The organism is Mucilaginibacter sabulilitoris (genome assembly GCF_034262375.1).
In the GTDB taxonomy this organism is placed as follows: Bacteria; Bacteroidota; Bacteroidia; order Sphingobacteriales; family Sphingobacteriaceae; genus Mucilaginibacter; species Mucilaginibacter sabulilitoris.
Genome location: NZ_CP139558.1, coordinates 7,471,904 through 7,484,274 on the forward strand (window position 1 = coordinate 7,471,904; position 12,371 = coordinate 7,484,274).

Genomic DNA, 12,371 nt, shown 5'->3' on the forward strand with positions numbered 1-12,371 from the left:
TTAATGGGAAACAGATAGCTTCACCTCTTTTACTTTTAAATTTCTTATCGCAAAATAAAACACAAACAAAAAGCAGGCAGCCGGTACCAGGTAAGCGATCTGTATGTTGGTCATGTCTGACAAGCGCCCCATGATCGGCGGAAAAACGGCCCCACCCACAATGGCCATGATCACCAGCGACGAACCTTCTTTTGTTTTGCCGCCCAAACCACGAATGGCCAATGAGAAAATTGTTGGGAACATGATTGACATAAAAAACTCAACCCCTATTAATGCAAATACCGGGAATTTGCCATGCAGAAAAACCGATAATACAATTAATGCTACATTAGTAATACCAAAAATAGCCAGCAGTTTTACAGGGTTAATAAATGTCATTAAGAAAGTACCGATTGCCCGGCCCGCCAAAAACGCGAGCATGGCGGCTGCTAAATAATTCGCAGCTAATTTTTCGTCCATACCGGCTACCCGTTCCGAAAAACGAATAAAGAAACTACCTACACAAGCCTGTGCGCCTACATAAAAAAACTGTGCTATTACGCCTGCCCTTAAATTTTTCTCTTTAAAAAGAGAGCCCATTCTTTGAAAAATAGATAAGCTTTCATGGTGTTCCATGCCTTCGCCTTCTTCAACAATTACCGGCAAATGGGTACGATACACCAATGCGGCCACTATGAGTACGCCAATACCAATAATAATAAATGGTGTTTGTACAGACGATGCCTCTTTAAGCAGGTAAGTATTCAGCTGGTCGGGCGACATGGCAGCCTCTTGAGCCGTAGTTAATGTTTTGCCCGATAAAATAACCATACCACCAACAAGCGGCGCCAAAGCTGCTGCCAGCCCATTAAATGATTGCGCAAAGTTTATACGCTGTGTTGCCCCCTCCGGATCGCCAATTACGGTGATATAGGGATTGGCGGCGGTCTCCAAAAACGCAGCTCCCGAAAATATGATAAACAACGCGCCCAGGAAAAACGCGTAATTCCTTACTATTGATGCCGGATAAAACAAAAATGCGCCTACAGAAAAAAGTATGAGCCCTAATAATATCCCACCCTTGTATCCGTAGCGTTTCATGAACTGGGCAGCGGGTATTGGTAACAGGAAATAAGCAAAATAAGATGCGGAATCTACCAGTGATGATTGCAGATCGCTCAGCTGACAAGCTTTTTTTAGGTGCGGGATAAGAATGGGATTAAGGTTTAAAGCAAACCCCCATATAAAAAACAGGGAAGTGATGAGGGCTACTGCAAACAGATCTTTATTTTTTGACATTGGGCAATTGTAATTGGTTTATAATTAGGTATAAATAGTTTATTTAAATGTTGTGGTAATATCGTTTATGGAAATGCCCAGGGTTTTAAGTGCTATTTTGTTCAGCGTATCCTTATCGCCGGTAAAATGAAACACACTGTGTTTGTGCGCTAAGCTTTCGCCGGGTTTTAAAAACGCAGCCGGTGATACGCTTTCAATTTCGTAAAAGGGCCCCATCTGACTGCCATTGGCCAATGGCCCATCGTTATAGGCGTTAACCGCATCGCCGGTAAATGGCTCGGTATCAGGTTTCCATTCCTGGTTTAAATAATCGGCTTTGCTATTCAGGTCGAAAAGGGTAATGGTTAATACCTGATTAGCATCATCGTAACTGCCTGTCATATTTTTTGCACGGTTTGGCGGAATACCCAGCTTACCGCGCGATTTTCCATCGGCCTTAAATAATAGTACACCGTTTTTATAGGCTATCCTGTCCTTAGCTATTTCCCCGAAATAATTTGTAGTGGCTATTTTTCCGGTAGCTTTATCCTGGTAAGGTACTACAATTACTGTTTTTGGTGATGGTGTAAACATATCCAGGCTCCATAAACATGGTGCGCCGCTAACCTTATCCCATACCGTGTTACCGCTGTTAATAATAGTATTGGTAGTGCTAAAGCCTACAGATTTTACGGTGCTGCCCGCGTCATCAATGCCCAGCAACTGTTTAATGTCGGCCGGTTCCAGTATTTCAATATCACGCTGTAGCTTGATGTTTAACGTTGTACCCGCGTAGTTTTGCATTTGGGTACTTTTTGTTAAGCTGGCTTTTTTCCCGGTTGATGATGTCAAACTCCAGCTTTCGTTATCAATGGCGGGCGGGGTGTGCCAGTTATCAAATTCCATTTTGGTGCCAGGTTTAAAAAACAGCGAAAACCTGCCACCTTCGGGCCCAAGCCACAGGCGGTCTTCGCCACCATAGGCGTTCATGTGGGCATCCAGCTCTTTGGCATCAAAGGTTTTGTAATTTATCCAGCCAAAACTTTTACCGCCCAGCCCATCGGCTGTTGAGGTAAACACCTTGGCCTGGTATTTTGGTGAAACTATAACCTGACCATTACCATCGCTACTTGTTAAAACAATAACACTGTCCTTCTTCTTTAAAAATTCCAGATCGTGCCCGAACGTGCCTTCGGCAGTGGCGGGGGCCGTCTTGGTATCACATGCGTTTAAACCGGTCATCAATAAAGCAAAAAATAAAAGGTTAACAGTTCTTCTCATACCATCATTATTTATGTTTTGGATTCAGCGCGATGGTATTGACCAATGTGCCAATGCCGTCGATAGAGATCTCTGCAACATCACCCGGCTGCAGGGTAAAGGTAGGCGGTGGTACTAAACAGGTACCTGTCATTAAAAAGCACCCGGCAGGAAAATCACATTCACGATATAAATAACCGGCCAGTTCGGTTAAAGAACGTTTCATGCGCGATATGGTGGTTGCATCCTCGTAAACAGCAACACCATCGCGTTTAATGGTCATTCTTATAGCCGACTCTAAAGCTATAGGCTCCGGTGTTACCAACAGGCACGGCCCCAGCGCGGCGCTCTTTTCATATATTTTTGCCTGCGGCAGATACAGGGCATTTTCGCCTTCAATGCTCCGCGAGCTCATGTCATTACCTATGGTATAACCCTGAATACTGCCTTTTGAATTGATAAAAAGGGTTAGCTCGGGCTCGGGCACATCCCATTCCGAATCTTTACGGATATAAACTTCCGCACCATGACCGGCTACCCTTTGCGCCGTGGCTTTAAAAAACAATTCAGGACGGGGAGCATCGTATACCCTGTCATACAAACTTGCACCGCCAGAAGTTTCTGATTCTTCCATACGGGCATCACGACTTTTAAGATAGGTTACACCAGCGGCCCATACTTCCTGGCTGCCTATCGGGGGCGATATTTGTCCGTTTAAATATTCACTTTTTACCGCATTGTCTATGGGTGTGGTATCGGTAGATATGGCTTGCAGATAGCCCGCCAGGTCATCACGATTGATGAGGCTGTCCCATTCATCGTCAATAATATAAGCAGCATTATGATGTTCCAGCAAAATGCCTTTAGCTATTTTATATAATTTCATCAGGTAGATATATGTTCAAGATTAATTAACTTCCAATTCGTCTTTTGAGGGTAGTTTGGGGAAAGGGCCATGCTCGCCGGTTTGGTACCAGAACACGGTTGAGGCCAAATCGTCCTGCAGGGGCATATATCGCCCGCCACTGCGCCAGCCCAGCGCCTGTATGGTAACCTTTAAACTTTTTTCAAACCGGATAGGGTCGGCAATATGCCAGCGGTATAATCCAAAGCGTTGTGCAATATTATAATGGCCATCGCCGCGTATAACCTGGTGCAAACCGCTGTATGGGCTGCAAAATTCGGTATATTCTGTTTTCTCTTCCTCTTTACCATTGGCGTCTTTATGATGGGTATCAAAATCATATGATCCGCAGAAGTAATCCTCCGTGCCGGTACCATTTATGGTAGGGAACTTGGTATCGCCGTCCATAAAAAACTTGATCTCTCCTTCGCCCCACCAGCCGTTTTTGTTGGATCCGTAGGCCAGGTAAGTGCCCACGTACTGACCTTTGCCTTTAATGCTATCAACCAACACAAAATCTTTTTTGTAAGGCAATGGGTTTACCCTCCTGAACTGGGCGTGAAAATAAGCGGCATCATCGGGCACCTGGGTTAGCGTATAATCAACCTGGTAATACAATACCATATCCTTGTCGTCAATATTTTCCATAGTGATTCGGCATTTTTTGCGGAAAGGCATTGGCCAGTAACAATTAAAGGCGCTGCCGGGGTTAACCGCAACAGCCAGCGACTGCAGGGGCGCGTATTTACCCCAGCCCATACAAAAAAAGTCGCCCACAGGCACTTCAACAGATGGGGTAGTTTCATTGTCCCAGTAAAAGCGGAGTATGGAGTAACGCCAGTTGCCGGTAGGCGTCATCCAGATATGCTGAATAGCGCCCGATCCATCAATTTCGGCAATAGTAAAAGTGGTATGTTTTTTTATAATTACGCTCGGGCTTACCTTCCAGGTTTGTCCAAGATCGCGGGATGCATTTAAACCGGTACCTTCGGTAGCCATTCCGCCTTTTCCTTTTTCGCCTGTAAAATTTTCAGGACTTATCGACCGGGTTTTGGCATCAGACACCCTGTAAATATTACCCAGGTTAACATCTAATCCGTTAAATTTTTGCTGCGCCAGGGCAGGTGATGTTGCAAGAACAAACATCCAGATTACTAAAGCATAATTCTTCATCATAAGGTTATCTATTAATAATTTAAGCATGTATTTATTGGGAATACATACCAGGTTCATAATACTTGCAAATCACTACGGCTTCAGACCTTAGGCATTCACAATCATATCAATAATTTTCAATTTATAAATCCTGCTAAATAAGCATAACATTACCTCTATTTTGGCATATTGTATTAAAAAAAGGTTGATTAAATGGTTATAAAAGCTAATTTACATTTTATTAAAAAAGAAACATGGTTAAAACAGAATAATTGAAAATAGCTGCTTTTATCCGGCAAATAAGATCCATTTTTGTGTATGACATCCAGCCTGATACTTGATAACCTTGCTAAACATATCCATTTAACCAAAGAGGAACAGGATATTTTTATTTCCTACCTGCAGTCAAAAACAATAAAGCGCAAACAGTTTTTACTTACCTATGGCGACATCTGTAAACATTCCATATTTGTTACCGCAGGTTGCTTACGTGGTTATACCGTTGATAAGGGTGGCATAGAACATGTATTGAGCTTTGCCCCGCCCGATTGGTGGATAGCCGACATGTACAGTCTGCTATCGCAAAAGCCAGGTATTTTAAATATCGATGCGCTGGAAGATACCGATGTACTGCTGCTTTCAAAAGCCAACCAGGAAAAACTATATCTGCAAATACCCAAGTTTGAACATTTTTTCAGGATAATAACCGAAAATTCGCTGGTGGCCAGTCAGCAAAGGCTGATAGATGGCCTAAGCCTTACCGCAGAAGAACGTTACAATAATTTCTGTAAACGCTACCCCACCCTGATCGACCATCTGCCGCAAAAACAAATTGCCTCCTATATTGGGATTACCCCTGAATTTTTTAGCCGGATGCGTGCCAACGCTGCACGAAAAAAATAGTACAGGTATTGTAATTCGTGTTAACCTATTTTCTTAACCTACATCAAGTGCCTTCGCCGCTAACTGCGGTAAATTTGTTTATAATAAAAGGTAAACATCATGGCACAAACTATTATACATAAAGCTGAAACCCGCGGTCGCGCTAATCACGGTTGGTTAAACAGCTATCATTCATTCAGTTTTGGGAGCTATTATAATCCCGACAGAATGAATTTTGGTGCATTACGTGTACTTAACGACGATACCGTTGATGCAGGCATGGGCTTTGGCAAACACCCGCATGATAATATGGAGATCATTTCTATACCATTGGAGGGTGATCTGGAACATAAGGACAGCATGAATAATGTAGCTGTTATTAAAAATGGCGATATACAGGCCATGAGCGCGGGCACTGGCATATATCACAGTGAGTACAATAATAATCGCGACAGCCAGGTGAAATTTTTACAGATATGGCTGTACCCAAACAAAAAAAATGTAGAACCCCGTTATGACCAGCTTACTCTTAATTTAGAAGACAGGCATAACAAACTACAACAGGTATTATCGCCAAACCCTAACGATGACGGTGTGTGGATACACCAGGATGCCTGGTTTCACCTCGGCAAATTTGATAAGGGTATTGAAACAGAATACACTATTAAGAAACAGGGCAATGGCGTTTACGCTTTTCTACTAAGCGGCGAAGTTGCAATAAATGATCAGCTGGTTGGCACGCGCGACGCTTTGGGTATCTGGGACACCGATAAAATTACCCTGTCAGCTAAAACCGACGCAGAGTTTTTGCTGATGGAAGTACCAATGGAATTTTAAGTTTTTATTGATGATAGATGAGTTGTTCGGCCCTTCCTTTGCCAAAGGCAGGGAGGGGTGCAGAGCAATGTGATAATTCCCTACGCTAAAAAACATGAGCAAGACACAAATATTAATCATAGGCCGGCATCCGGAAATACTGGAAACCGTAGTACGGCTGGTGAATAACAATCCATCTTGGAAAGCCACTGGCTGCCTTACCGACGAAGAAGCCATAAGCGCTTTTAATGAGCAGCAATTTGCATTAATATTATTAGGTGCGGGTATTGAAGAAGAATCCGAAGTTACGCTGTGTCATCATTTTAAAACCCAGGATCCGGGTATTAAGATAGTACAACATTATGGAGGTGGCAGTGGATTATTGAGCGCTGAGATTTTTGAGGCGTTAAAATAAATTAGATACTACCGGTTACCCAGTTTTTGAGTTCATCAATTGTATAAAACATCCAATCAGGGTTTAACAACTTTAATTCACTTGCGTTGGCGGTACTGGCCCAGGCAGCTGCCACTATGGGAATGCCGACTTCTTTACATGCAATAATATCACTTGGCGCATCGCCTATATATATACTGTTATCCGCGCTCGCGTTTAACCGGATTAAAACATTGCGGATGCCCTTGATTTTGTTAGGGCCTTCTGGTGAGCCGGTTTCCAGGATTTCAAAATACTCCGTAAAGCCAAATTGTTGAAGCGAGATACCTGTACTATGTATACCCTTTCCAGTAACCATGGCCAATTTTACGCCTTTGCTAATTAATAATTCCAAAAGTTCCCTTATCCCCGGAAATGGCTCAGCACAAATGTGGTGCAATTCCTTGTAAAATTTAAGGTATGTATTTACTCCTTCCGCTTCACGATCCGGAATCAACTGGCGAATAGTTCCTTCTTCCGAAGGGCCAAATGTTGCTATTATCTCCTCCGCTGTAATTATGGTTCCTAATAATGGCTCTATACTTTTTTTAAAGGCTGCTATACACAATGGTAACGTATCGGCTATTGTTCCGTCCAGATCGAAAATAATGTTTTTTATTCCCATAGTTGCAAATTTACATCATTTATTTGCATATTTACTGCAAATAAGTGCAAAATGACAAAAGAAGAACGATTTGAGTACATACTTTCGAAGCTCAGATTGAATGATATTGCAGAATACGCACAGTTAAGCACAGAACTTGGCGTATCTGAAGATACAATCAGGCGGGACATTAATGAACTGGCAGAGGCGGGGATGATCACTAAAGTTAAAGGCGGGGCACGGCCTAAAGCTATTATCCCGGCAACTTACCAGGAGCGGGAAGTTTATGCCAGTGCGGATAAACGTATCATTGCCGAAAAAGCCGCTAAACTATTCAAAGATGGGCAAGTGGTTGTATTTGATGGTGGCACTACTCCATTCCTGATAGCGAGTTTTTTGCCGCGCTACATCAATATCACTTTAATTACTCACAGCTACCCAATTGCAAACCTCACTTTTCAATTCCCTAATATTGAACTCGTATTTGCAGGTGGCACTGCTTCTAAACAGTCAAAGATCTCAACCGGTTTTGATGTGTTGAAAAAGTACAATGCTATGCATGCGGATATAAGTATACTTGGTGTACATAGTTTGCACCCCAATTATGGTGTTACAGACCCTGTATTGGCAGAAGCAGAAGTAAAGACGAGAATCAGCGAAATGAGTGATCGGTTGATCGTAGTCCCTACAGCTGAAAAGCTGAATAACATATCAACTATCAAGATATGCAAAACCGAGTCTATCGACCTGCTGATCACAAACCTTAACCCTGATAATCTACTGTTGCAACCTTACCGCAAATTGGGTATACAATTCCTTTAAAAGGTCAATAAAAAAGGCCCAGCAGCGATCCTCATTATTTAATTAAATATACTTTAAAACTCAAACGATGTCATCAACAACTATCTTAAGCTACGCCCAACGTTTAAAATCCATCTCCCATCTGGGTTTAACTTATTCCAATAATGAATATGATACCGAGCGCTACCGTGAGCTGGAACAAATAAGCTTCGAAATGATGCAAATGGCAACCGGGCTCTCATTGGAGCCTTTAACTGTCTACTTCAGTCAGACTAAAGAGTATATTACGCCCAAAGTTGATATACGGGCAGTAATTTTTAACGACCAAAATGAAATTTTACTCGTCAAAGAGAAGGCAGATGGTAAATGGTCGTTACCAGGGGGATGGGCCGACATCGGGCAATCACCAACAGAAGTTGCAGTAAAGGAAGCGCTGGAAGAAACCGGATTTAACGTAAAACCGATAAAATTACTGGCCGTTTTGGACAAACGCTGCCATCCGCATCCTCCACAATTGGATTATGTATACAAAATCTTTATTCAATGTGAAGCAATAACCGCGAGCTACACCGAGGCATTTGATATTTTGGATGTTAAGTTTTTTAACCAGGAAAGCATACCTGTACTTTCTGAAGACAGGGTACTGTCGAGCCAAATTGACTTAATGTTTGAGTATTTACATAATCCAGAAAAGCAAGCCCTGATTGATTAGTCAATCAAACCTGCATAAAGCAAATATACCAGCCACAGCCAACAAAAGTGGTGGCGCTATTTTGTCAGTAGGGAGAATAGGCATATACCTGGTAATCAGGTGTTCACTGGTGTTCATGCTTGTTCACGGGTGTGTGAACATGAACAGGGCAGGGGCGGGGAAAATCTATAAACGCAAAAAAGCCTTAGTGTTGTACTAAGGCTTTTGGTTTTACATCCTTTGCTGGATGATAAGGTTTGGCACCGACCTACTCTCCCACGTTTTACCGCAGTACCATCGGCTCTGGCGGGCTTGACTTCTCTGTTCGGAATGGGAAGAGGTAGACACCGCCGATATAGGCACCTGAATATTTTTAATGTTTTTTAGTTTCGTGGTTCGTGTTACCTGGTTCCGGTTTTTACCCGTAACTGGCAACCGGTTTCCCGATCCTGCCAAACAATGACATATTATTGAAAGAAGTGATTGAGTTAGAGAAAACAACAGCTTTTGTTGTTTTTGTTTTTGCGGGGTACAGTCTTACGACCGTACCCACACTTTTTCTATCTGAAGAAAGCTTCGGGCAATTAGTATTACTCGGCTATGATGTCACCACCTTTATACCTGTAACCTATCAACGTAGTAGTCTCCTACGACCCTCAATGGAAGTCTCATCTTGTGGCTAGTTTCGCACTTAGATGCTTTCAGCGCTTATCTATTCCCAACGTAGCTACTCTGCAGTACACCTGGCGGCATAACAGATTCACCAGAGGTTAGTCCAACCCGGTCCTCTCGTACTAAGGTCAGCCCCACTCAAACTTCCTACGCCCACAACAGATAGGGACCGAACTGTCTCGCGACGTTCTGAACCCAGCTCGCGTGCCACTTTAATGAGCGAACAGCTCAACCCTTGGGACCTTCTCCAGCCCCAGGATGTGACGAGCCGACATCGAGGTGCCAAACCTCCCCGTCGATATGAGCTCTTGGGGGAGATCAGCCTGTTATCCCCAGCGTACCTTTTATCCTTTGAGCGATGGCCCTTCCATGCAGAACCACCGGATCACTATATCCGTCTTTCGACCCTGCTCGGCTTGTCTGCCTCACAGTCAAGCAAGCTTATGCTATTGCACTCCGCGTACGGTTACCAAGCGTACTGAGCTTACCTTTGAAAGCCTCCGTTACCTTTTTGGAGGCGACCACCCCAGTCAAACTACCCGCCAAACAATGTCCCCCGTCTTACAGGGTTAGACACCAAATACAGAAAGGGTGGTATTTCAACGTTGACTAACCAACTCCTAGCGAAGCTGGATCACAGTCTCCCACCTATCCTACACATCCTGTATCCGATATCAATGTTAAGTTGTAGTGAAGGTGCATGGGGTCTTTCCGTCCCGTTGCGGGTAACCGGCGTCTTCACCGATACCACAATTTCACCGAGCTCATGGCTGAGACAGCGCCCAGATCGTTACACCATTCGTGCAGGTCGGAACTTACCCGACAAGGAATTTCGCTACCTTAGGACCGTTATAGTTACGGCCGCCGTTTACTGGGGCTTCGATTCAATGCTTCGCCTTGCGACTAACATCCCCTCTTAACCTTCCAGCACCGGGCAGGTGTCAGGCCTTATACGTCATCTTTCGATTTTGCAAAGCCATGTGTTTTTGTTAAACAGTCGCCTGGGCCTTTTCACTGCGGCTGACATTGCTGCCAGCGCCCCTTCTCCCGAAGTTACAGGGCCATTTTGCCGAGTTCCTTAGCCATGATTCACTCGAGCACCTTAGGATTCTCTCCTCGACTACCTGTGTCGGTTTACGGTACGGGTTTTTATAACCTGAAGCTTAGCGGGTTTTCTTGGAAGTCTGATTACCTGAACTATCTCGTCCCCCGAAGGTTTCAAGTACTATCAGCTTTCAGCAAATTCTGCGTACTTAACTACAGAACCTATACCTACGGCCTTTAACGAACTATTCCGTCAGTTCGCGTCAGTGTCACTACTCCGTCACCGCATCGCAGTTATAAAAAGTACTGGAATATTAACCAGTTGTCCATCGGCTACGCCCTTCGGCTTCACCTTAGGCCCCGACTAACCCTGATCCGATTAGCGTTGATCAGGAAACCTTAGTCTTTCGGTGGGCGGGTTTCTCTCCCGCCTTATCGTTACTTATGCCTACATTTGCTTTTCTATAACCTCCACAGTCGGTTGTCCCTCCTGCTTCTCCGGCATATAGAATGCTCCCCTACCAGATGCATTACTGCAAATCCATAGCTTCGGTATACTGCTTGATGCCCGTTTATTATCCATGCCCGATCGCTCGACTAGTGAGCTGTTACGCACTCTTTAAATGAATGGCTGCTTCCAAGCCAACATCCTAGCTGTCTGTGCAATCGGACCTCGTTAGTTCAACTTAGCAGTAATTTGGGGACCTTAGCTGATGGTCTGGGTTCTTTCCCTCTCGGCCATGGACCTTAGCACCCATAGCCTCACTCCAGCGTATATTATAAAGCATTCGGAGTTTATCTGGATTTGGTAGGATTTGACTCCCCCGCACCCAATTAGTAGCTCTACCTCTTTATAACTCAACCGCCAGGCTGTTCCTAAAAACATTTCGGGGAGTACGAGCTATTTCCCAGTTTGATTAGCCTTTCACCCCTACCCACAAATCATCCGGAAACTTTTCAACGTTTATCGGTTCGGTCCTCCAGTACCTGTTACGGCACCTTCAACCTGTCCATGGGTAGATCACAAGGTTTCGCGTCTACCTCCCCTGACTATACGCCCTATTCAGACTCGCTTTCGCTTCGGATCCGTGTCTTAAACACTTAACCTTGCCAGGGAAGAGTAACTCGTAGGCTCATTATGCAAAAGGCACGCCGTCACACATTACTATGCTCCGACCGCTTGTAAGTACACGGTTTCAGGTTCTATTTCACTCCCCTGTTCGGGGTTCTTTTCACCTTTCCCTCACGGTACTGGTTCACTATCGGTCTCTCAGGAGTATTTAGCCTTACCGGATGGTGCCGGCAAATTCCCACAAGGCGTCTCCGACCTCGCGGTACTCAGGATACCACTATCCTATCATTACTTACCCGTACGCAGCTCTCATGCTCTATGGCCGGGTTTCCCACCCCGTTCCGGTTCATTTTGATATTCATATTGTGGTCCTACAACCCCCATACTGCCGTAACAGTATAGGTTTGGGCTTCTTCCATTTCGCTCGCCACTACTCTGGAAATCACTATTGTTTTCTCTTCCTCTGCTTACTTAGATGTTTCAGTTCAGCAGGTTAGCGCATTTATGCAATTAGCCTTCAGCTAATTAGGTTTCCCCATTCGGAAATCCGCGGATTAAGTCATATTTGCTAATCCCCGCGGCTTATCGCAGCTTATCACGTCCTTCATCGCCTCTGAGAGCCAAGGCATCCCCCGTGTACCCTTTCTTACTTTCTTCTACTCATGCGCCTTTTGCGCCGCATGGTATGTCTTTATTTTAGTTAGTTGTAATTCGGACTTCCTGACTTTCAGACTCGGGGACTTTATGACCGAAGTCATCCGTTTTCCTTTATCTTTCTCT

Annotated in this window: 10 protein-coding genes and 2 rRNA genes; 5 read left to right on the forward strand and 7 right to left on the reverse strand. The window is 44.3% G+C overall.

The genetic code is table 11. The annotated features are described in order from the left end of the window. The 4 genes from fucP to SNE25_RS31440 are packed head-to-tail and all read right to left on the reverse strand — an operon-like array spanning position 1 to position 4,597. Positions 1-1,278 (reverse strand): L-fucose:H+ symporter permease, encoded by a 1,278-nt coding sequence (gene fucP / locus SNE25_RS31425; protein ID WP_321562963.1) that lies wholly within the window; start codon positions 1,276-1,278, stop codon positions 1-3. 39 nt (positions 1,279-1,317) lie between these two features. After that, the gene (locus SNE25_RS31430) at positions 1,318-2,538 is read right to left on the reverse strand and encodes a DUF6786 family protein (protein ID WP_321562964.1); all 1,221 of its coding nucleotides are present in this window, start codon (positions 2,536-2,538) and stop codon (positions 1,318-1,320) included. A gap of 7 nt (positions 2,539-2,545) precedes the next feature. Next, a complete protein-coding gene (locus tag SNE25_RS31435; protein WP_321562965.1) occupies positions 2,546-3,403 on the reverse strand; it encodes a fumarylacetoacetate hydrolase family protein in 858 nt (285 codons plus the stop codon). A gap of 21 nt (positions 3,404-3,424) precedes the next feature. Then, on the reverse strand, positions 3,425-4,597 hold the full coding sequence (locus SNE25_RS31440; protein WP_321562966.1) for a glycoside hydrolase family 172 protein: 1,173 nt from the start codon (positions 4,595-4,597) through the stop codon (positions 3,425-3,427). A 297-nt stretch (positions 4,598-4,894) separates the two neighbouring features. Here SNE25_RS31440 and SNE25_RS31445 point away from each other — a divergent pair, with 297 nt between their 5' ends. The 3 genes from SNE25_RS31445 to SNE25_RS31455 all read left to right on the forward strand — a co-directional run bounded on the left by SNE25_RS31445 (position 4,895) and on the right by SNE25_RS31455 (position 6,689). Further along, positions 4,895-5,479: a Crp/Fnr family transcriptional regulator gene (locus SNE25_RS31445; RefSeq protein ID WP_321562967.1), complete on the forward strand. Its 585-nt coding sequence runs from the start codon at positions 4,895-4,897 to the stop codon at positions 5,477-5,479. Positions 5,480-5,578: 99 nt separating this feature from the next. Then, on the forward strand, positions 5,579-6,295 hold the full coding sequence (locus tag SNE25_RS31450; protein WP_321562968.1) for a pirin family protein: 717 nt from the start codon (positions 5,579-5,581) through the stop codon (positions 6,293-6,295). 94 nt (positions 6,296-6,389) lie between these two features. Next, positions 6,390-6,689 (forward strand): response regulator, encoded by a 300-nt coding sequence (locus SNE25_RS31455; protein WP_321562969.1) that lies wholly within the window; start codon positions 6,390-6,392, stop codon positions 6,687-6,689. A 1-nt stretch (position 6,690) separates the two neighbouring features. Here SNE25_RS31455 and SNE25_RS31460 read toward each other — a convergent pair whose 3' ends face one another. Continuing rightward, positions 6,691-7,332, reverse strand: a complete 642-nt coding sequence (locus SNE25_RS31460) for an HAD family hydrolase (protein ID WP_321562970.1) — start codon at positions 7,330-7,332, stop codon at positions 6,691-6,693. A gap of 51 nt (positions 7,333-7,383) precedes the next feature. On the opposite strand from SNE25_RS31460, the gene SNE25_RS31465 reads away from it, so the two are divergent. Both SNE25_RS31465 and SNE25_RS31470 read left to right on the forward strand, forming a co-directional pair. After that, positions 7,384-8,133 (forward strand): DeoR/GlpR family DNA-binding transcription regulator, encoded by a 750-nt coding sequence (locus SNE25_RS31465; protein WP_321562971.1) that lies wholly within the window; start codon positions 7,384-7,386, stop codon positions 8,131-8,133. 67 nt (positions 8,134-8,200) lie between these two features. Continuing rightward, positions 8,201-8,824: an NUDIX hydrolase gene (locus SNE25_RS31470; RefSeq protein WP_321562972.1), complete on the forward strand. Its 624-nt coding sequence runs from the start codon at positions 8,201-8,203 to the stop codon at positions 8,822-8,824. A gap of 234 nt (positions 8,825-9,058) precedes the next feature. On the opposite strand, the gene rrf is transcribed toward SNE25_RS31470, so the two are convergent. Together rrf and SNE25_RS31480 are read right to left on the reverse strand one after the other, a co-directional pair. Next, positions 9,059-9,170, reverse strand: a 5S ribosomal RNA gene (gene rrf / locus SNE25_RS31475). A 197-nt stretch (positions 9,171-9,367) separates the two neighbouring features. Then, a 23S ribosomal RNA gene (locus tag SNE25_RS31480) occupies positions 9,368-12,248 on the reverse strand. Positions 12,249-12,371: the final 123 nt, after the last annotated feature.